Below are 20070 nucleotides of genomic sequence, written 5' to 3'. Positions count from 1 at the left end.
TGTAAGTGATTTGACTTATGTTCGAGTGGCTGGAAAATGGAACTATGTATGCATAATACTAGATCTTCACAACAGAGAAATTATCGGCTATAGCGCGGGTCCTAGAAAAGATGCCCTGCTGGTATATCAGGCATTTGCGAGTATCAAGCACAACTTAAACGACATTTCGATTTTTCATACTGACCGTGGTAGTGAGTTTAAAAACAACGCTATAGATAGCATTATTGAAACATTTAAAATCAAGCGCTCGCTCAGCAGAAAAGGCTGTCCCTATGACAATGCTGTAGCTGAGGCAGCTTTCAAAGTATTCAAGACAGAGTTTGTAAATCAGCAGCTATTTATTTCACTAGAGCAGCTAAAAATTGAGTTGTTCGATTATGTAAACTGGTACAACAATATTAGGATACATTCTTCATTGGGATATTTGAGTCCGGTTGCGTATAGAAGCAAACTTCTTAAGGAAGTTGTCTAGTTTAGTGTTGACAGTCCAACTATGAAGGATATAAACTTGGTATTGCAAGTAATCATGGTGATCCTAGTAATTGGTTTCCAAAGCATGGTAAGTCCATGGATACCTTTAGGGCAGATGTAAAGAAACTATTAGTTGAGGAAAGTAAGCCTGCTACTAGTACCCCTGCTACAAAGAAACTCTATAGAGTCCAAATAGGGGCCTATTCTATTAAAGCTAATGCTGAAACTCAACTAGCAAAAGCTAAAAAAGCTGGCTTCACTGATGCCTTTATAAAATATGATTAATATTTATTTACTACACAATGATAAAGGCCATGCTGTCTAGATTAAAATCTAGGCATGGTCTTTATTCATGGTTTTAATTTGATGAATCTATAAATCACTTTCAATTGCCTTAACTGGGCAAACCTTTACTGCTTCATTAAGTTTTTCCTTATTTACTGTATCTTCATCATAATCCTTAACAAAAGCTTTTTTCCCATCCATTTTAAATACTTCAGGGTAAGTTTTAACACATAAGCTACATCCAATACAAGCCTTTTTATTAATTTCTATACCAACTTTTACTTCTTCCTTATTCGGAATATCTTCATCTTTTATTATTTTATCAGTAATCCAAGAAAATATGATTATAGCTAAAACAGTCAGAACCCAACGTATGATCATAAACTTAGGACCTAGGAATTTTGCCTCGTTTAAAAGCATTGGTATCTTAATTACAGCCCAAGAGCTTAAAATAACTACAATATTTCTTATAGAAGCTCCTTTTTTATGAAGCATTATTGACATTGGGAAGGCAGCATAAATAGGACCTGCTGAAATGCTACCAATTATAAATGATAAGACTAACCCTTTTCCCTTTGCTTCCTTTCCTAAAAGTTGCATTATCTTATCCTTAGGAACCCATAAATCTAAAAGGGCTGTTAAAACAAAAATTACAGGCATTATTATTAACATTTCTTTTATATAATAAGCACTATTTTTGACTGACTCAAAGGCCATTGTTGGCCTAAAAATACTTATTAAAAGGTATACAAGAAGAACTAGTATAAAAAATAAATTATCTTTTGCTTTTTTAATTATGTTCATATAATTACCCCCATTACAAGTGCAATAACTATTGCAAAAACAAAGCTAAAGCCGTTACGAACTAAGGTGAATTTAGTACCAAACTCCTTTTTTTCCAGTGGAAATGTAACAAGTCCAACCATGGTAAGAGTAGTCAAGAAAGCTACTGAAGGGACAGTACCTACTCCTGCATCTACTAAAGTTCCTATCAAAGGAAAGGCTATAAATGCTGGAACGAGGGTAATTGTTCCAAGTAAAGCCGAACCAACAGTTGCCAGAAAAAGAGACTGCTTGTTTACAAAGCTTGCAATTTCTGTAGGGGGTAAAAATGTTAGGATTAGACCTATTGCTAAAATAATAGAAAAAATGCTTATGGCCATACCTTTTCCCATATTAAGTGCCATTTTTAAAGCCTTTTTCGTTTTAGCACCATCCTTTTTAAAGGATATGAAAAGAAAAACAAGAGTAATTAACCATAAAATAATTGTAGATATATCCACTTTTATCGCCCTCCTTTTAAGCTTTTGGTGCTGGTGCTTTTACAACAATGATTTCTAGTGTTTGTTTATGAAGATTTTTTACATTCATTTTTGTCCCCTCTGGAATCTTTAATAAGGTATTGTAGCTGTATTCATGAGCTTCTTGTTCATCTAAAGCTATAGATAGAACTCCTCTTATAACAGTCATATAGACATTGGAGTTTGAATAATGCTCTGGTAAACCTTCATTCTCATTAAAAACCATGTGTAGATAATGTATATTTTCATCGAATATAACTTTTTCTACTGCTTTTTCATTGCCTTTTGATAAATTAAATGTTTTTTCTATCATTCTAAATCTCTCCTTTATTATTTTGAAATTAAATTTTATATTTCAATCTTACCATCATAAAACTAAATACAATAGACACCTATGTTTCTTTTTGTTATAATTAAAATAAAAAGGGGAACTTATGATTAATATATTAAAGAATATATCACTCTTTAGAAATGTAGATACTTTGCTTTTAAAAAATGTAATTGGAACCTATAATCTTCAAAATAGAATTTATAATAAGGGTAAAACTGTTCATGACCAAAACGAAGTTTGTTCTGGAATAGATGTAATTCTATCAGGCAAGCTTGTTGCTTACTCTTTAACTAGTCATGGTTCAGAGACAACTGTATTTGAATTTACTAGTGGTGGTGTAGTAGGGGCTAATCTTTTGTTTGGTGATAATAACAAATATCCTTTAAATATTTATAGTATAGAGGAAACTAGTCTGATATATATCCCCAAATCTGCTGTAGACACATTGTTGAAAGATCAGCTTTTTGCAATAGAGTTTATAAAAATTTTATCTTCTAACTCACAAGGTCTTAATAGAAAAATTGCAATATACACCCAAAAATCTTTAAGAGAAAATCTCACAAACTACCTGTCTGTTCAAGCCAATATTCAAAATTCTAAAACAATCTATCTTCCCATAAGTAAAAAACAACTTGCAGATCATCTTGGTGTTCAAAGGCCTTCTTTATTTCGTGAATTAAAAAACATGAAGGATGAAGGACTGATTGAAATTAATAACAGAATAATTACTTTACTGATTTAGTAAACATCTAATATTCTCCACCCTTTACTAGTGATTAATGCCTTTATAAAATATGATTAACGTATAAAAGCCTGTGGGAAAACTCCTGCAGGCATTTTTTTATGCCTTTTTTTAGATATGTTTTCTCAAACCTCAATTCATAGCCCTTCCTGTGGCTATTAAGTAGGAGGTAATGCCATATGAAAGAAATAGAAAATAAAAAGACAAGTAAAATATCCAATGCAATTTTAGAAGAGGAAAATTTATCTACAAGAATATCTGATGATCAGCTGCAAGGAGAATTTAACTATTCACAGGCTGAAAAAATCTTAAAAAAGATGCTTAATATGGGGCTAATAGACGAGGTGGAATTTAACAAAATTACTGAACTAAATCGTGAAATTTTCTCACCTATTTTAGTGAAGATAATGCCATGTAATCGTTGATATATAAGGATTTTAGAGGAGCAGACGGATTTTTATATGCGCTACTAGTCTTTGTAGTCATCGACTATCTAACAGGTGTCTTATGTGCAATCGCTGATAAGACCCTATCAAGTGAAGTGGGATTTATCGGAATCAGCCGTAAAGTGCTGATTTTTGTTTTAGTGGGTGTAGCCAATATTTTAGACGTCTATGTGATTGGTGATGGGAGCGTACTAAGAACAGCGATTGTTTTCTTCTATCTATCAAATGAGGGAATTTCGCTGTTAGAAAATTCAGCTCACCTTGGACTACCTATCCCAGAAAAACTAAAAGATGTATTAGAACAGCTCCATAACAAGAGCGACGAGGAGGAATAATCATGAAAACTAAAGGAATCGATATTAGTACGTGGCAAAAACCAAGTCAGATAAACTATGACCATCTTGCAAAAGAGGTTGATTTTGTCATTCTACGTGCAGGATACACCGGTCACGGTACAGGAGTGAGTTTACACAAAGATGATGCTTTTGAGCAACACTACAAAGCCTTTCACGAGAGAGGTATTCCTGTCGGTGTTTACTGGTACAGCTGTGCCAATACCAAAGCCAAGGGCATAGCAGAAGCGAAGAAATGCCTTGAAATTATCAAAGGCAAGACCATCTCTTATCCCGTATTTATTGATACAGAGGATAATTATCATCAACGACCAAGTGGCAAGAAAGCCATTACCGATGCTTTAGTAGGCTTTTGTGAAACCATAGAAAACGCAGGCTATTATGCCGGTATCTATGCATCTAGTTCTTGGTTTCAAGATTTGACAGAACTGGATCGTCTAGAACCTTATGATTTCTGGGTCGCTCAGTGGTCCAGTAAAGAACCGACACTTCGTCATGGTATCTGGCAGTACACAAGCAAAGGTAAATTGAATGGTTATTCAGGCAATTTGGATATGAACTATGCCTATAAAGATTACAAAGCGATTATCCAAAGTGCAGGGCTTAATCATCTTGGTAAAGAAGAAAATATACCTGCTCCTACAGAAAAGAAATCGATCGAGACGCTGGCCAAGGAAGTCATTCAAGGCTTGTGGGGTAATGGTGAAGAACGAAAGAAACGCTTAACGGATGCAGTCTATGATTATGTGGCAGTGCAATCAAAGGTCAATGAAATGCTATCTAGTAAAAAGTCTATTGATGCCATCGCAAAGGAAGTCATTCGTGGCGATTGGGGTAACGGACAAGATCGAAAAAACAAACTTACAAATGCCGGTTATGACTACATTTCGGTACAAAAAAGGGTCAATGAACTCTTGAAATAAGAACTAGTAAGATTGCCTATCAAGGAGTATTTCTCTTTGGTAGGCATTCTTTTTTCTAAACCGTCAGATTCTATTACCTCCCGTGGCTACTAGGTAGAGGGCAACAAATAAATCGCCCTTTGGAAAGAGGTGATGGATATGAAACACAATCTCAAAATCAGTGTTTCTAAGAAACCACAGACAGGCGGACTTGTTACCTACCGTAATGTGTCCGTAAGGGAACGAATTCTTCGCTTTCTTTTAGGGAGTAAACAGCGTGTAACGATTGTGATCCCTGGAGATAGCATCGAGGAACTATCTATCTGTGAAATGACGAAAGGAGGAACTGACCTTGAGCAAAATAAAATTACTGCTTGAAGTGGTCAATGATATGCGAAGTCTTGCTGACAGCATACAGGCAGTTTGCGATGCGATGACAGAAGGAGATCCTGCTCCAGGTGCAAAAGCTGCCACTGAACAAGAACCAGTAAAAGATCCGGATATCCCACTTGAAAAAGTGCGTATGGTACTTGCTGAAAAGAGCCAGATTGGGTTTACTGCCGAAGTGCGAGGACTCATTCAGAAGTATGGTGCAGACAAGTTAAGTGCTGTTGATAAGGCGTATTATTCTGACATCTTGAAAGATGCGGAGGGTCTTGGAAATGGGTAATCATGCAATATTATCTGCATCCTCATCCCACAGGTGGCTTAACTGCCTACCCTCTGCAAGACTTGAACTGGAGTTTGAAGACCAAAGTGGTGAGGCAGCAAAAGAAGGCACAGCGGCTCATGACCTGTGTGAACACAAACTAAAAAAGGCACTTCATATGAGAAGTCAGCGACCTATCTCTGAGTATAACTCTGATGAGATGGAGGAATGTACAGATGCTTACGTGGACTTTGTTATGGAGCAGGTGGAACTTGCAAGAAAGTCTTGCACAGATCCTATCGTTCTTATTGAACAACGTCTTGACTTCTCTTGTTATGTTCCAGATGGTTTTGGGACAGGAGACTGTGTAATCATTTCAGATGACAGACTTCACATCGTAGACTTTAAATATGGGCTGGGTGTGCTAGTTGATGCAGTGGACAATCCACAGATGAAGCTCTATGCCCTAGGAGCACTTGGAATCTATGATCACCTGTACGACATTAAAGAAGTGTCGATGACGATCTTTCAGCCAAGAAGAGAAAATGTCAGCACCTGGACAATACCGGTGGATGAATTAAAAGACTGGGCGGAAGAGGAATTAAAGCCCAGAGCTGTCAAAGCCTTCAACGGTGAGGGTGAGTACATTCCTGGTCCATGGTGTACGTTCTGTAAAGCGGCAAACAGATGTCGTGCTAGAGCCGAAGAAAAACTGAAACTTGCAGAGAAAGAATTCAAGATGCCGCCGTTACTGACGGACACAGAAATAGAAGAAATCTTACTTGTTCTTCCCGACCTTAGCAAATGGGCAAATGAAATAACTGCCTATGCCACTGATGCAGCAGTCAATCACGGTAAAGAGTGGAACGGTTTTAAAGTTGTGGAAGGTCGCTCGGTTCGCAAGTACAAAGATGAAGGAGCCATTGCAGAAAAAGCCGTGGCAGGTGGATATAAGGACATTTACAGAAAGAGCCTTATTCCGCTGACAGAGATGCAAAAACTGATGGGTAAATCCAAATTTGAGGAACTCCTCGGTGACCTCATTTACAAACCACCGGGTAAGCCGACTCTTGTTCCAAACTCAGATAAAAGACCGGCAATGAACGTAGCAGATGCTAAAAACGAATTTAACGAAATTATGGAGGATTAAATATTATGGCAAATATGCAAAACAAAACAAAACAAAAGTTATCACAGGTGTAAACTCAAGATTTTCTTACTTCCACGGATGGGAGCCTGTATCTATTAATGGTGGTGCAGAAAAGTACAGCGTATCCGTCCTTATTCCAAAGGATGACAAGGAAACCATTAATGCCATCCATGCAGCAGTTGATGCTGCCATTGAGGAAGGTATCGCAAAGTTTGGTGGTAAGAAACCAAATAAGGCAGCCATTAAACTACCGCTGCGTGATGGTGATGTAGAGCGTGATGATGAGGCTTATAAAGGCCATTACTTCATCAATGCAAATAGCAAGACAGCGCCACAGATTGTAGACAAAAGTGTTAAGCCGATACTGGATCGTAGCGAGGTATACAGCGGTTGTTATGGCAGGGTTTCACTTAACTTCTATGCCTTCAACTCAAATGGTAATAAAGGTGTAGCTTGTGGCCTTGGTAACATTCAAAAAATTAGAGACGGAGAACCTCTAGGTGGTAAGTCTTCTGCAATAGATGATTTTACGACTCTTGTCGATGATGACTTCCTTGCCTAATAGAAACAATAAACTTGACGGTGGTGGAGGTCTTCCCTCTGCCACCTTTTTTCATTTAGGAAAGGTGGTAGCTATGAAGAACTTAGAAATTGATATCGAAACCTATTCATCTACCAATCTACAAAAGAGTGGTGTTTATCGTTACGTAGAAGCAGATGATTTTGAGGTGATGCTGTTTGGTTATGCGGTTGACGGTGATGAAGTTAAGGTCATCGATTTGATGAATGGAGAAAAGATTCCAAAAGAAATCCTAGATGCCTTAACCGATGAAACCATTACGAAGTGGGCATTTAATGCTCAGTTTGAGCGAGTGTGCCTTTCACGTTATTTGGGCTATCCCACTGGGACTTATCTAAATCCTTCCTCATGGAAATGCTCCATGGTTTGGTCTGCCTATATGGGGTTACCACTTTCTTTAGAAGGTGTAGGTGCAGTGCTGGGACTTGAAAAGCAAAAGCTGACGGAGGGCAAGGACTTGATACGATATTTTTGTCTTCCATGTACTCCAACAAAAATAAATGGTGGTAGAACCCGTAACCTACCCACTGATGAAATCGATAAATGGCAGCAGTTCAAAGCATATAACAAGCGTGATGTGGAGGCAGAAATACAGATACAACAAAGATTGATTAAGTTTCCAGTACCAGAGGACATCTGGGATGAGTATCATCTCGACCAAGAAATCAACGATCGAGGCATAAAGGTGGATATGGATTTTGTTAAACAGGCCATCGCCATGGATGACATATCTCATGAAAGACTACTAACCGTCATGCAGCAGATAACAAATCTGGATAACCCAAACTCAGTACAACAGATGAAAGACTGGCTTTTCGAAAACGGTCTAGAGATGGAGACTCTCGGCAAAAAGGCGGTTGCAGAGAAACTTAAGGAAACAGACGGAGAGCTAAATGAAGTTCTTTCGCTCCGTCAGCAACTGGCAAAATCCTCGGTAAAGAAATATAGAGCAATGGAAAATGCAGTTTGTATTGATTCTCGTGCCAGAGGAATGTTTCAGTTTTATGGAGCTAACAGAACAGGACGCTTTGCCGGAAGGCTGGTGCAATTACAAAACCTCCCTCAAAACCATATGCCAGACTTAAAAGAGGCGCGAAATATTGTTAGAAATGGTGATGTTGAAACACTAGAACTGCTCTATGAAGATATACCAGATACCCTCTCACAACTGATTCGTACAGCCTTTGTACCAAGAGTTGGTCATAAGTTTATTGTGGCTGACTTCTCAGCCATTGAGGCTCGTGTGCTTTCATGGCTCGCAGGCGAAACATGGCGAACAAAGGTATTTGCTAGTGGTGGCGATATCTACTGTGCATTTGCCTCCCAGATGTTTAAAGTCCCCGTTGAAAAGCATGGTGTGAACGGTCACTTGAGACAGAAGGGTAAAATTGCTGAATTGGCACTTGGATATGGTGGTTCTGTTGGTGCGCTAAAAGCCATGGGTACATTAGAGATGGGGCTTGAAGAGGAAGAATTAAAACCGCTTGTGAATGCCTGGAGAGAATCAAATCCAAACATCGTGAAATTCTGGTGGGATGTGGATAGGGCAGTTAAAAAGTGTGTTAAAGAAAAGAGATCTCAGAAGACATATGGTGTGGAGATTCATCATATAAGTGGAATGCTCTTTATTGTTCTTCCATCTGGAAGGCGTCTTTCATATGTAAAACCTCGAATCGGTGAGAATCAGTTTGGTGGTGAGTCTGTTACCTATGAAGGAGTAGGTGGAACAAAGAAATGGGAGCGTCTTGAAAGTTACGGTCCTAAGTTTGTAGAGAATATTGTTCAAGCCATCTCCCGTGATATTTTGATGTATTCAATGAAGATGCTTAGTACTTATCGTATTGTGGCTCATGTCCATGATGAAGTCATTATTGAAGCCGATCCTCAAATATCTGTTACTGAAGTATGTAAACAGATGAGTCAAGTACCACCTTGGGCAAAAGGGCTGCTCCTTGATGCCGATGGCTGTGAATGTGACTTTTATCAAAAAGATTAAAGAAATCATCAGATTTCACCTCCTGCCATGGCTACTAGGTAGGAGGTGTTTTCTATGAACATTTATGAAGTAAAAGACGGCTGTCCGTTAAAGGGCAAGACCGAGCAAATGACAGAGGAAGAATTACAAAAGGAATATGACTTTCATATAGCAGAGAGCATTGTCGCAAACCTATATAAAGAAGGCAAAATTACAGCGGATGAATTACACAAAATATCAGCATTAAACCGAGAGAAATTCTCCCCTCGACTAGCCAAGATCATGTCCTAAAAACCTTGCTATTAGTGGCTTTTAGAGTGATGTATGTAATGGATGAAAGCGAGGTGAGATGATGAAAAAGATAACAAAAATAGATGAACTGCCCCAAGGACAACTACCTAATACGAATCTTAGGGTTGCCGCCTATGCCAGGGTCTCAACCGATAGTGATGAACAGCTTGAAAGCCTTAAAGCACAGCGTGAACACTATGAGCGCTATATTAAGTCTAATCCTGAATGGGAGTTTGCTGGTCTTTATTATGACGAAGGGATCTCCGGCACCAAGATGGAGAAACGGACTGAACTGCTCCGCATGATACGAGATTGTAAGCAAGGTCGGATAGATTTTATTATCACCAAATCAATCAGCCGCTTTGCTCGTAATACAGTAGATTGCCTAGAGTTAGTAAGAAAGCTGATTGATATCGGTGTTTACATTTATTTTGAAAAAGAGAATCTAAATACGGGTGATATGGAAAGTGAGCTGATGCTTTCTATTCTTTCAGGATTTGCTGCAGAAGAGTCTGCATCTATTTCAGAAAACTCAACATGGTCCATTCAAAAGAGATTCCAAAACGGTAGTTATGTTGGTACTCCACCTTATGGCTATACCAATATAGATGGTGAAATGGTAATCGTCCCAGAAGAAGCAGAAATCATCAAACGTATTTTTGCAGAGTGCCTTTCAGGGAAAGGTGGAGGTACTATAGCAAGAGGTTTGAACAAAGACAAAATCCCTGCAAGACGAGGTAATCACTGGAGTGCAGGCACGGTGATAGACATGCTTCGAAACGAAAAATATATGGGTGATGTCCTACTACAAAAGACTTACACAGATAGTAACTACAATCGCCATCCAAATACAGGCGAAAAAGACCAGTACTATTACAAGGACAGTCATGAAGCAATTATTAGTAGAGAAGACTTTGCTAAGACACAAGATCTCATTGATGAAAGAGCCAAGATGAAGTGTAAGGGTGTGAAAAAGAACGTTTATCTTAACCGATATGCTCTAAGTGGCAAAATCGTCTGTGGAGAATGTGGTCGCAATTTTAGGAGAAAGACAAACTACTCAGCTGGTAGGAGTTACATTGCTTGGAGTTGTATCGGTCATATTGAAGACAAAGAGAGCTGCTCCATGTTGTTCTTGCGAGATGGAGAAATAAAAGCCACATTGACAACCATGATGAATAAGCTTGCTTTCAGTAACAAGCTAATCTTAGAACCGCTATTCAAATCAATTAGCCAAATTGATGAAGAAAGCGACCGTGAAAGAATGGATGCTATTGATAAGCGAATGGAGCAACTCATGGAAGAACGCAACACCCTTATTACACTGATGGCCAAAGGTTTCCTGGAGCCAGCTCTTTTTAATCAGGAACGGAATGTCTTGGATAGTGAGATAAAAAATCTTACAACTGAAAAAACAAACCTGGTAACGAACTCTACGAGTGGGGTTTTACGAGCAAACGATATAAAGGACCTCATTGATTACGTGTCAGCAGATAATTTTAATGGTGACTACACAGAAGAATTATTTGAAGAATTTGTAGAGAACATCATTGTAAATTACAGGGATGAGCTGACATTCAATTTGAAATGCGGTCTTTCCCTGAAAGAAAAGGTGGTGAGATAAATGGCATATATTCCATATGGATACAAAATTCAAGACGGAGTGGTTACTGTCGATGAAAAGGCAGCAGGTCAAGTAAAGGTATTCTTTGAGAAATACATATCAGGACTATCCCTTACAGTGGCTGGGGAACAGGCAGGGATTGATAAGACACATTCTGTGATGGGTCGCATTTTGAAAAACGTCAACTACCTTGGAAATGATACGTATCCAGCAATTATTGATAAAGAGATATTTGATAAAGCTGAAGAAGTTAGAGATAAGCGTGCAAAGGATTTAGGACGAGTGGTAGAGCTTGCCGCTTTCACCTCTCCCCCTCCCAAAGAACGATTCAAAATGAAAAAGGCAGATAATAAGATGCCAGTTGATCCTTTTGAACGAGCAGAATACTTATATAGTCTGATAGAAAGCGAGGAATAAAGTGACAGAGAAAAATATAATGGTTATTCCTGCTCGTAAAAGAGTAGGAAGTACAGCCGCAAAAGAAAAGATAAAGAAACTTCGTGTTGCTGCCTATTGCCGTGTTTCTACAGAAACAGAAGAACAAAATTCTAGCTATGAGGTTCAGGTCGCACACTATACAGAGTTTATAAAGAAAAATAATGAATGGGAGTTTGCTGGCATCTTTGCAGATGATGGTATCTCTGGTACGAACACTAAAAAGCGTGACGAATTTAATCGTATGATTGCAGAGTGTATGGATGGTAACATCGACATGGTTATTACTAAATCCATCAGCCGATTTGCACGTAACACCCTAGACTGTCTTCAATATATTAGACAGCTCAAGGATAAGAACATATCCGTCTATTTTGAAAAAGAGAGCATCAACACCATGGATGCCAAGGGTGAGGTTTTACTGACTATTATGGCATCTCTAGCACAACAGGAAAGCCAGAGCCTTTCACAAAACGTTAAGCTTGGGCTACAGTACCGATACCAACAAGGAAAGGTGCAGGTTAACCATAAGCGATTTATGGGCTACACCAAAGATGAAGATGGAAATTTAATCATTGTTCCCGAAGAAGCTGAGATTATCAAACGCATCTACCGAGAATACCTTGAAGGTCTGAGTCTAGTGGGCATTGGTCGAGCCCTTGAAAAGGATGGTATTTTAACAGCAGCAGGAAAACCAAGATGGCGACCAGAATCAGTTAAGAAGATACTTCAAAACGAAAAATACATCGGAGATGCCCTTCTGCAAAAGACTGTCACAGTACATTTTCTGACCAAGAAACGAGTGAAAAATGAAGGGCATCTTCCCCAATATTATGTTGAAAATAGCCATGAAGCGATTATCCCCAAAGAATTATTCCTACAAGTTCAGGAGGAAATTCATCGAAGAAGCAATATCTACACAGGAGAAGGCAAGAACAAACGAATTTATAGTAGCAAGTACGCATTAAGTGCCATCACCTTCTGTGGAGATTGTGGCGACATTTATAGACGGGTCTATTGGAATATCCACGGAAGAAAAGAATTTGTCTGGCGATGCGTGACTAGAATCGAGCAAGGTCCTGAAGTTTGTAAGAACCGAACCGTAAAAGAAGATGAACTCTATGGTGCTGTAATGACCGCAATTAATAAGCTACTTGCAGGTGGCAATAATATCATAAAAACTTTGGAAGAGAATATTCATGCGGTGATTGGCGAAACCACAGAATACCAAATTTCAGAGATTAACAACTCACTAGAGGAAAAACAAAAAGAACTCATCAAGCTGGCTAATAAGGGGAAAGACTATGAACACTTGGCAGAAGAGATTGATGAGCTGAGAGACAAGCGACAGACCCTTTTAGTTGAAGATGCCTCCCTTAGTGGCGAGAACGAGCGAATCAATGAGTTGATAGAATTTATCCGCAGGAACAAATATCGAACTTTAGAATATGATGATAAGCTTGTAAGGAAGATAATCCAGAGCGTTACAGTCTATGAAGACCACTTCGTCATATCCTTTAAATCTGTAGTTGAAATCGAAGTATAAGAATTTAGTTTGATGTCCATGGATTAAACATAGCATTCCATTATATTCAGTTAAAGTTCAGATAATAAACAATTGCAGTTCAGCTTGATGGGTTAGTATTGAATCATTCCAAAGAAAGGAGCTATAAAAATGAGTGGATTCAAAGGAAGACATGAACTGAAGCACTATATAAACTATGCTGATGTATTGCAGCTTAGAGCAAGACTTCCATTTGTGGCCAGTCTTGATAAAAATGCAGTAGAGGGAAATGGTTATCGAGTAAAGAGTCTCTACTTTGACAATTACAACGATAAAGCGTTAAAAGAGAAGATTGACGGCGTAAACGAGCGGGAAAAATTCCGCTTGCGTCTTTATAACGATGATACATCCTTTATCCGCCTTGAAAAAAAGAGCAAAATAAATGGAATTTGTTTCAAGGAAAGCTGCACAGTGACAGAAGATGAATGTAGACGTTTACTTGAGGGAGATCTTGCTGCTTTTAAAGAGAATGGGAGTCACCTGTGTCAGGAGCTGTATGCAAAAATGTATTACCAGCAGCTTCGAGCGAAAAATATCGTAGACTATCAGCGGGAGGCTTTTATCTACCCTATGGGAAATGTAAGAGTCACCTTGGATTATGACATTCGCACAAACATCGATGTCAGAGATTTTTTGAAACCTGAACCTGTTCCTGTACCAGTTCCGGGCATTTATATCCTTGAAGTGAAGTATGACAGTTTTTTACCTGAAGTAATCCGGGGGATGGTATCCCTTTCCAGTCGTAGTAGTACAGCATTCTCAAAATATGCAATAACAAGAACAATATAAAATTGGAGGTATGAATTATGACATTTGATGATATTTTTAAGTCTAGTTTTTTGGAAAAGGCAGCGGAGTTTTCTGTGCTGGATGTAGCCATTGCAATGTTACTTAGTTTTGCAATTGGACTGTTCATTTTTTACGTTTACAAAAGAACATTTGCTGGAGTTATGTACTCCGCATCCTTTGGTGTTTCTATCATGGCCATGACCTTGATAACCACACTCATCATCCTTGCGGTAACATCTAATATAGTATTGTCGCTTGGTATGGTAGGTGCTCTATCCATTGTACGTTTCAGAACAGCTGTTAAGGAGCCCCTGGATATTGCTTTTTTGTTTTGGGCAATTTCAGCAGGTATTGTAGTAGGTGCAGGGCTTATACCGCTTGCAGTAATAGGTTCTATCTTTATCGGTATAATTCTTTTTGTGTTCGTAAATAAGAAAAGCAGCGATACTCCTTATATAGTAGTTCTTAATCTCGATAATGACAAAGCAGAAAATGACTGCATGGATATAATAAAGGAAAAAACAAAGAAAAGCTTGATTAAAGCTAAAACAGTTTCCAAAAATGGCATTGAGCTTACTGTGGAGGTTAGACTTTTAGATATGTCTGCCAAGTTGCTTAATGAACTACTGACAATAAAAGGTGTCAACAATGCATGTCTTGTAAGCTATAACGGTGAATATACCGCTTAAAGATCTCAGATTTAGAGGTGAAAGCATGTTAAAAAGCAAAAGAATAAACATGATCGTTGCTGTAGCTGTTGGTTTTGCCTTGATAATAAGCATTGGTTTAGCGATAGCAGGAAATGTTCATAATGAAAACGGCGACTTGAAAACCGAGACAGAATATGCAACCAAGATTTTCGGCGCCGACATTATATCCATTGAGATTATTGCAGATGAAACGGATTGGCAAGAAATGCTCGACAATGCAACAAGTGAACAATATATCATGGCTGATGTGATTGTAAATGGAACAAAATTTAAAAATGTAGGCGTTCGTCCGAAGGGCAACTCCAGCTTAAGCCAGGTGGCAAGCTCCGACAGCGACAGATATAGCTTCCGACTACAGTTTGATGAATACATCAAAGACCAGACGTGTTTTGGACTTGAGAGTTTTGTGGTTAATAATATGCTTGGGGATAACACATATATGAAAGAATATGTTTCCTATGAACTAATGCAGGAAATTGGAGTGGAAGCACCTTATTTCGGCTATGCGGACATGAAAGTAAACGGAGAAAGTTGGGGGTTATACCTTGCGGTGGAGCTGTACAACGAAAGCTATGAAGCGAGAACCTTCGGAACAACCAGTGGCATGATGTACAATGTGAAAAGCATGGACATGGGAAATAATAAGGATGGAGATGAAAGTCCCCAAGAGAATGCAGAATTGCCACCAAGTGGGCAAGCTGGGGAGAAACTACTAAATACACAAGGCGTAGCAAACCCTTCTGCTGAAACTCAGACTGAAGTAGAGAGTCCGAGCAGTAGATTCAAAGGTGCGATGGGAGGTAGAGGAAGCAATGGCGGAAGTCTGGAATATTCCACAGATGAGGTTTCCTCATATGGTGCAATCTTTGACAATGTTGTAGGAAAAGGTGATGATGATGATTTCAAGCGTGTTATTACTGCTTTAAAGGCATTGTCTGAGGGAGAAAATCTGGAAAACTATTTTGATGTTGATCAAATACTAAGGTATCTGGCAGCTCATACCATTGTGGTGAATCTTGATAGTTATTCATCAAGCATGGCTCAGAATTACTACCTATATGAGAATGACGGCAAGATTACCATTCTCCCTTGGGACTATAATTTGGCATGGGGTGGTTTTCAGAGCGGAAGTGCATCTTCTGTTATAAACTTCCCAATAGATGCTCCTGTTAGCGGTGTGGAAATGAGCTCCCGACCTTTGATTGAAAAGCTGTTTTCCAATACTGAGTATTTGGAAAAATACCACGGCTACTTGCAAGAGTTAATGGCAAACTATTTTACAGACGGTAAATGGGAAGAGAAAATTACACAGCTTGATGCGCTTATTTCAGATTATGTTAAAAACGACAATACAGCCTTTTGCACTTTTGAAGAGTATGAAACTGCGGTGGAAACTTTCAAAACTCTGGGTAATCTGCGCTACCAGAGCATACAAGGTCAGCTTGACGGAACAGTTCCATCTACCACAGAAGAGCAAACTGCAAACCCGGATAAGCTTATCTCAGCCGACAATCTAAGCCTTTCTTCACTTGGAAGCATGATGGGCGGTGGCAATCACGACGAGGCTGGAGATCAATCAACTAACTGGAGCAATCCGGAAGGTGACGAAAGATTTGATTCGAATCAGGCAGAAAATATGCCTGAACGTGAACTTATGATGCAGGCGATGCAGATATTACAGAATGCTGGAGGAACTGTTTCGGAGGAAGTGGAGTTGGAGCTATTTGAGCTTGGGTTGACGGAGGAGCAGATTTTAATGCTGTCACAATCAGATAATGGATTTTTGCAAAGACCCGGGCCCAATATGCAAAACACTGCCGGAAGCAATACAAGTTTTACTCCAGAAGAAGGTGATACACCCTTACATTTCGGAGGGCAAACCACCAGCGGTGCAAGTACAACTGAAGGCTTACTGATTTATTTGGGTCTATTCGCTCTTGTTTTGCTCACAGCATTCCTTTTGGCAAAGAAGAAAAGAAATTATTAGGCATCTCAAGTGTTCAGCTAAAGTTCAGAAAACTTGTTTTAAAACGTTATTTGCGGTAAAATGTTTATTAACATTCGACAATCTATCTGTGGCCTTTGTGGCTTTTCTGCAGCTGCCACAGAAGATTGTCTTTCAAATAGGAGGAACAAATATGGCAAAAATCCTGATTTGTGATGATGAAGAAGGCTTAAGAGCTGTTATAAAACGATATGCAACATTTGAAGGGCACGAGGTTTTCGAAGCCTGCGATGGGATGGAAGCGGTAGGTCTATGTAAAATCCAAACCTTTGACATGATTATTATGGATGTTATGATGCCGGAGCTTGATGGTTTTTCAGCGGTGAAAGAAATCCGAAAAACCGCCGATACTCCGGTTATTATGCTTTCTGCCCGTGGTGAGGAATACGATAAGGTTTTAGGATTTGAAGTGGGAGTGGACGATTATGTGGTGAAACCATTTTCATCAAAAGAGATTATGCTCAGAGTAAACGCAATTCTCAGACGCATTAAAACGTCGCAGTCCCCCAAAGAAAGGAATGGACATATCATTTTTGAGAAAGATGGGTTTTTGGCAGATTTAACTGCCTACAAGGTGTTTGTAGATGGTACACAGGTAGATATGGCTCCAAAAGAATATGACCTTTTATTTTTCCTTATCCGAAATAAAAATATTGCTGTACCGAGAGAGAAGATACTTACCGAGGTATGGGGACATGATTACTTTGGTGATGATCGCACCCTTGACACCCACATGAAACTGCTTCGAAAACACATAGGCAAGTATGGAGGCCTGATAACTACTCTTAGAGGATTGGGGTATCGATTTGATGGATAGATTAAAATTGAAGTGGAAAATATTCATAGCATTGATAATCTTCTGTGGTTTTTTGCTCACAATCCTCTGGTTGCTTCAAACTGTTTTTTTGAATGACATGTATAAAATGATAAGGCGGAATGATCTACATGAAGCAATGGTTCTTGTTGAAGAAAATATCAATGATCCCAATCTAGAAGAGATTCTCTTTAGTCTCGATGCAGAGAAAAGCATTATGGTAGTGCCTGCAAGAGAATTTGTAAAACCGCAGAATCCAGTCCCCAACGACCCACGAAGCATACGCCCTGAAACTATTACAGAAACAAAAGAGTTTATCTTGTCAAACGGACAAGAGCTTTCCTTGACCTTTCATGCCACGATTACACCTGTAAACGCAACGATCTCAACATTGCAAATACAGTTGTTTATAGTTACAGCAATAATGATCTTAGCTTCGGTTGCAATTGCACTTGTGTTATCAGATGTTATAGCAAAACCTCTTGTACATCTGAATGACAGGGCAAAAAAACTTGCGAAAGGTGATTATGATGCAGACTTCAATGGGGAAGGATATTTAGAGGTAGAAGAGCTTTCCACCACTCTTAATTCTGCTGCGATTGAACTTTCAAAGGTTGATGGATTGCGACGAGAACTTATTTCAAACATCTCACACGACTTAAGAACACCCCTTGCCTTAATCTACAGCTATGCTGAAATGATGCAGGACTTCCCAGATGAAATCACCACTATTCAGTTGGGTACAATTATGTCTGAAACCAAGAGGCTTTCATCTCTAGTAAATGATATTCTAGATGTATCAAAACTTGAAACTGGTACAATGGAGCTTCACATTAAAGAATATAATCTCACTGAAAGCATTGATAAGACAGTTGAACATCTTTCTGAACTAGTGGGGAATGACGGATATTCCATTGAGTTTGAGCATTCTGAAGACGTATATGTCATAGCGGACGAAGCGAAAATTACTCGGGCTCTATACAATTTGATTACGAATGCAGTCAACTATAGTACACGTGACAAACATATTGTTGTAAGACAGAATCGGTTGGGAAAAGGTGTAAAAATTGAAGTTGTTGATAAGGGTGAAGGAATTGCTATGGAAAACATTCCTTATATTTGGGATAGGTACTATAAAGTTGACAAAGAGCATAGGAGAGCAACAATAGGAACAGGGCTTGGACTTTCCATAGTCAAGAAGATATTTGAGCTTCATGGTGCGGACTATGGTGTGGAATCGGAGCTTGAGAAGGGTTCGGTATTCTGGTTTCAACTAAAAATAGAATAGCCAGAATGGAGTAGACCAAAAATAATAGATAGTATTGCCTGTCAAAATCATAGATGTTTATGATTTGTTCCCGCAAACTGCAGTTATTATTGGATATATTTCCGCACACGACCATCAATAAAATTGAGGTCTATATAGTTGTTTTTAATAGCTATAAACTCATCTCCAAGCATGTGGAGACGGTAGTATTGCTATCAAGGATAGAAAAGTAAAAGCGTAGAAACATGAGTAAATAAGGACTTTCCGTGATTTGAGATCTGGCTCTAAGCCGGAAGGATAATCACGGATTTTTACTTTGAGGGAAGTTATCCAAGATTGATGAAATTAAAAAGTCATCGGCCAATACGGTTATTGAGTTGGTGAGTTGATAAGATGATTGGCAAAACAATGGTGAGTTGATAGAATTGCTGTCAAAAAGTCAGAAAATATTTACACTTAATATTGACTGAGTCAATAAAATGAAGTATAATGAATATTAAGTGGAATTATAGCCCTGCACCAGGAGGTGAGAACTTGATTGGATTAGAGTACATTTTAAACCTCTTTAATCTTCAGCATATAGAACTTGCAGAAAAACTTGGCATAAAAAAACAAAATATTAACATGTGGGTGAAAGGGCGACAGAGCATTCCAAAGAAATATCTACCGGTATTAGAAGAACTCTTTGGTATTGATCAGTTTTACTTTGGACGTGAGCTTAGTGAAATTGATCAGTTAGAAATCCAGAAGGAAAAGCTGAAAAGAGATCTGAAGCCTGTAATCAAAAAGCATGAACAGCAGTATTCTTTGGGAGAGATTAATGATCTTGTTGAAGTTCCCATTTACGATAAAGAAGAAATGAATGCCATCGAACGAGATATTGAAAAAGCAAAACTCATATCAAGGTTTAAGGCTGCAATGGATATAGTAGATAATAATCCATACTTAGAGACCTATAAACTTATCGTAGAACTACTTGAAAAAGTGCAGCATGAATCTGTTTTACACAAAACGATTGCAGCGCTAGCTCATTATTATGAAGTCTTGCCTGATTGGGTAAACAGCGAACCTGAACAAGAAGGCTTTGAAGGTGAAATATTCGAAGTCTTTGATGATCATAACTATTAAACATTTGGAGGTAAAATAAAGGCTCTTTGTCAAATGGTGTTGTTTTGACTAAATCACACTTTAGGAAATGCTTCGGCATTTCCTTTTTTGCGTTATTAAATGATCTCACAGATATTTTGCTGGATGAGGACACGCATCCGAAGGTGACGGAAAGTCCGGAATCCAAAAGCTATTCTTTTGATTACTTTGATAAGGTTGTTCTTTCCCTCCAGTTTTCCGTTTGAATAGGGATATTTTAAAGAGTTTGTGATGGCTTCT

The 20070-nt window shown here is 38.7% G+C and carries 24 protein-coding genes; 20 read left to right on the top strand and 4 right to left on the bottom strand.

Annotated elements, in window-relative coordinates; all coding sequences use genetic code 11:
* A partial coding sequence (locus ACTQ46_RS02200) for an IS3 family transposase (protein ID WP_441747200.1) occupies positions 1-472 on the top strand: 472 nt, incomplete at its 5' end.
* A 95-nt stretch (positions 473-567) separates the two neighbouring features.
* Entirely contained in the window at positions 568-756 is a 189-nt protein-coding gene (locus ACTQ46_RS02195; RefSeq protein ID WP_441747198.1) for an SPOR domain-containing protein, read from the top strand.
* An 87-nt stretch (positions 757-843) separates the two neighbouring features.
* On the opposite strand, the gene ACTQ46_RS02190 is transcribed toward ACTQ46_RS02195, so the two are convergent.
* The 3 genes from ACTQ46_RS02190 to ACTQ46_RS02180 are packed head-to-tail and all read right to left on the bottom strand — an operon-like array spanning position 844 to position 2370.
* Complete coding sequence (locus tag ACTQ46_RS02190; RefSeq protein WP_441747196.1) at positions 844-1560, bottom strand: permease; 717 nt, start codon at positions 1558-1560, stop codon at positions 844-846.
* Positions 1557-2039, bottom strand: a complete 483-nt coding sequence (locus ACTQ46_RS02185) for a permease (protein WP_441747194.1) — start codon at positions 2037-2039, stop codon at positions 1557-1559. The genes ACTQ46_RS02190 and ACTQ46_RS02185 overlap by 4 nt, the downstream gene beginning before the upstream one ends.
* A gap of 16 nt (positions 2040-2055) precedes the next feature.
* Positions 2056-2370 (bottom strand): cupin domain-containing protein, encoded by a 315-nt coding sequence (locus ACTQ46_RS02180; protein WP_441747192.1) that lies wholly within the window; start codon positions 2368-2370, stop codon positions 2056-2058.
* Positions 2371-2491: 121 nt separating this feature from the next.
* On the opposite strand from ACTQ46_RS02180, the gene ACTQ46_RS02175 reads away from it, so the two are divergent.
* The 18 genes from ACTQ46_RS02175 to ACTQ46_RS02090 all read left to right on the top strand — a co-directional run bounded on the left by ACTQ46_RS02175 (position 2492) and on the right by ACTQ46_RS02090 (position 19812).
* A complete protein-coding gene (locus ACTQ46_RS02175; protein WP_441747190.1) occupies positions 2492-3130 on the top strand; it encodes a Crp/Fnr family transcriptional regulator in 639 nt (212 codons plus the stop codon).
* 179 nt (positions 3131-3309) lie between these two features.
* Positions 3310-3555, top strand: a complete 246-nt coding sequence (locus ACTQ46_RS02170) for an SHOCT domain-containing protein (RefSeq protein WP_441747188.1) — start codon at positions 3310-3312, stop codon at positions 3553-3555.
* On the top strand, positions 3552-3911 hold the full coding sequence (locus ACTQ46_RS02165) for a phage holin family protein (protein ID WP_441747186.1): 360 nt from the start codon (positions 3552-3554) through the stop codon (positions 3909-3911). The genes ACTQ46_RS02170 and ACTQ46_RS02165 overlap by 4 nt, the downstream gene beginning before the upstream one ends.
* A gap of 2 nt (positions 3912-3913) precedes the next feature.
* Positions 3914-4852 carry a GH25 family lysozyme gene (locus tag ACTQ46_RS02160; protein WP_441747184.1) on the top strand — a complete coding sequence of 313 codons (939 nt, stop codon included), beginning with the start codon at positions 3914-3916 and terminating at the stop codon, positions 4850-4852.
* 370 nt (positions 4853-5222) lie between these two features.
* Positions 5223-5501, top strand: a complete 279-nt coding sequence (locus ACTQ46_RS02155; RefSeq protein ID WP_441747182.1) for a hypothetical protein — start codon at positions 5223-5225, stop codon at positions 5499-5501.
* Positions 5494-6630, top strand: coding sequence for a DUF2800 domain-containing protein (locus tag ACTQ46_RS02150; protein WP_441747181.1), 1137 nt, complete (start codon positions 5494-5496; stop codon positions 6628-6630). Before ACTQ46_RS02155 ends, ACTQ46_RS02150 begins: the two co-directional genes overlap by 8 nt.
* Positions 6593-7192 (top strand): DUF2815 family protein, encoded by a 600-nt coding sequence (locus ACTQ46_RS02145; protein WP_441747179.1) that lies wholly within the window; start codon positions 6593-6595, stop codon positions 7190-7192. Before ACTQ46_RS02150 ends, ACTQ46_RS02145 begins: the two co-directional genes overlap by 38 nt.
* A 73-nt stretch (positions 7193-7265) precedes the next feature.
* Positions 7266-9206 carry a DNA polymerase gene (locus tag ACTQ46_RS02140; RefSeq protein WP_441747177.1) on the top strand — a complete coding sequence of 647 codons (1941 nt, stop codon included), beginning with the start codon at positions 7266-7268 and terminating at the stop codon, positions 9204-9206.
* Positions 9207-9260: 54 nt separating this feature from the next.
* On the top strand, positions 9261-9476 hold the full coding sequence (locus tag ACTQ46_RS02135; RefSeq protein WP_441747175.1) for an SHOCT domain-containing protein: 216 nt from the start codon (positions 9261-9263) through the stop codon (positions 9474-9476).
* 61 nt (positions 9477-9537) lie between these two features.
* Positions 9538-11100 carry a recombinase family protein gene (locus ACTQ46_RS02130; protein WP_441747174.1) on the top strand — a complete coding sequence of 521 codons (1563 nt, stop codon included), beginning with the start codon at positions 9538-9540 and terminating at the stop codon, positions 11098-11100.
* Entirely contained in the window at positions 11101-11517 is a 417-nt protein-coding gene (locus tag ACTQ46_RS02125; RefSeq protein WP_061106162.1) for a hypothetical protein, read from the top strand.
* Between the two features lies 1 nt (position 11518).
* On the top strand, positions 11519-13081 hold the full coding sequence (locus tag ACTQ46_RS02120; RefSeq protein WP_441747172.1) for a recombinase family protein: 1563 nt from the start codon (positions 11519-11521) through the stop codon (positions 13079-13081).
* Between the two features lie 129 nt (positions 13082-13210).
* Entirely contained in the window at positions 13211-13888 is a 678-nt protein-coding gene (locus ACTQ46_RS02115) for a polyphosphate polymerase domain-containing protein (RefSeq protein WP_441747170.1), read from the top strand.
* 17 nt (positions 13889-13905) lie between these two features.
* On the top strand, positions 13906-14577 hold the full coding sequence (locus ACTQ46_RS02110; RefSeq protein ID WP_441747168.1) for a DUF4956 domain-containing protein: 672 nt from the start codon (positions 13906-13908) through the stop codon (positions 14575-14577).
* A gap of 25 nt (positions 14578-14602) precedes the next feature.
* Positions 14603-16585, top strand: coding sequence for a CotH kinase family protein (locus ACTQ46_RS02105; protein ID WP_441747166.1), 1983 nt, complete (start codon positions 14603-14605; stop codon positions 16583-16585).
* 151 nt (positions 16586-16736) lie between these two features.
* Positions 16737-17420: a response regulator transcription factor gene (locus ACTQ46_RS02100; RefSeq protein ID WP_441747164.1), complete on the top strand. Its 684-nt coding sequence runs from the start codon at positions 16737-16739 to the stop codon at positions 17418-17420.
* Between the two features lie 106 nt (positions 17421-17526).
* A complete protein-coding gene (locus ACTQ46_RS02095; RefSeq protein WP_441747162.1) occupies positions 17527-18705 on the top strand; it encodes a sensor histidine kinase in 1179 nt (392 codons plus the stop codon).
* 513 nt (positions 18706-19218) lie between these two features.
* Entirely contained in the window at positions 19219-19812 is a 594-nt protein-coding gene (locus ACTQ46_RS02090) for a helix-turn-helix domain-containing protein (protein ID WP_441747160.1), read from the top strand.
* Between the two features lie 95 nt (positions 19813-19907).
* Here ACTQ46_RS02090 and ACTQ46_RS02085 read toward each other — a convergent pair whose 3' ends face one another.
* Positions 19908-20063, bottom strand: coding sequence for a transposase (locus ACTQ46_RS02085; protein WP_441747212.1), 156 nt, complete (start codon positions 20061-20063; stop codon positions 19908-19910).
* Between the last annotated feature and the right edge of the window lie 7 nt (positions 20064-20070).

Origin of the sequence: Gallicola sp. Sow4_E12, assembly GCF_052116305.1 — a bacterium.
Taxonomy (GTDB): domain Bacteria; phylum Bacillota; class Clostridia; order Tissierellales; family Peptoniphilaceae; genus JBQKLI01.
This window is presented reverse-complemented; position numbering and strand designations above follow the sequence as displayed.

Bases quoted from the DNA above. Each gene is read 5' to 3' on its own strand.
- ACTQ46_RS02195 (WP_441747198.1), top strand. From the start codon at position 568: ATGGATACCTTTAGGGCAGATGTAAAGAAACTATTAGTTGAGGAAAGT.
- ACTQ46_RS02190 (WP_441747196.1), bottom strand. From the start codon at position 1,560: ATGAACATAATTAAAAAAGCAAAAGATAATTTATTTTTTATACTAGTT.
- ACTQ46_RS02180 (WP_441747192.1), bottom strand. From the start codon at position 2,370: ATGATAGAAAAAACATTTAATTTATCAAAAGGCAATGAAAAAGCAGTA.
- ACTQ46_RS02175 (WP_441747190.1), top strand. From the start codon at position 2,492: ATGATTAATATATTAAAGAATATATCACTCTTTAGAAATGTAGATACT.
- ACTQ46_RS02170 (WP_441747188.1), top strand. From the start codon at position 3,310: ATGAAAGAAATAGAAAATAAAAAGACAAGTAAAATATCCAATGCAATT.
- ACTQ46_RS02160 (WP_441747184.1), top strand. From the start codon at position 3,914: ATGAAAACTAAAGGAATCGATATTAGTACGTGGCAAAAACCAAGTCAG.
- ACTQ46_RS02155 (WP_441747182.1), top strand. From the start codon at position 5,223: ATGCGAAGTCTTGCTGACAGCATACAGGCAGTTTGCGATGCGATGACA.
- ACTQ46_RS02150 (WP_441747181.1), top strand. From the start codon at position 5,494: ATGGGTAATCATGCAATATTATCTGCATCCTCATCCCACAGGTGGCTT.
- ACTQ46_RS02145 (WP_441747179.1), top strand. From the start codon at position 6,593: ATGCTAAAAACGAATTTAACGAAATTATGGAGGATTAAATATTATGGC.
- ACTQ46_RS02140 (WP_441747177.1), top strand. From the start codon at position 7,266: ATGAAGAACTTAGAAATTGATATCGAAACCTATTCATCTACCAATCTA.
- ACTQ46_RS02135 (WP_441747175.1), top strand. From the start codon at position 9,261: ATGAACATTTATGAAGTAAAAGACGGCTGTCCGTTAAAGGGCAAGACC.
- ACTQ46_RS02130 (WP_441747174.1), top strand. From the start codon at position 9,538: ATGAAAAAGATAACAAAAATAGATGAACTGCCCCAAGGACAACTACCT.
- ACTQ46_RS02125 (WP_061106162.1), top strand. From the start codon at position 11,101: ATGGCATATATTCCATATGGATACAAAATTCAAGACGGAGTGGTTACT.
- ACTQ46_RS02115 (WP_441747170.1), top strand. From the start codon at position 13,211: ATGAGTGGATTCAAAGGAAGACATGAACTGAAGCACTATATAAACTAT.
- ACTQ46_RS02110 (WP_441747168.1), top strand. From the start codon at position 13,906: ATGACATTTGATGATATTTTTAAGTCTAGTTTTTTGGAAAAGGCAGCG.
- ACTQ46_RS02105 (WP_441747166.1), top strand. From the start codon at position 14,603: ATGTTAAAAAGCAAAAGAATAAACATGATCGTTGCTGTAGCTGTTGGT.
- ACTQ46_RS02100 (WP_441747164.1), top strand. From the start codon at position 16,737: ATGGCAAAAATCCTGATTTGTGATGATGAAGAAGGCTTAAGAGCTGTT.
- ACTQ46_RS02095 (WP_441747162.1), top strand. From the start codon at position 17,527: ATGATAAGGCGGAATGATCTACATGAAGCAATGGTTCTTGTTGAAGAA.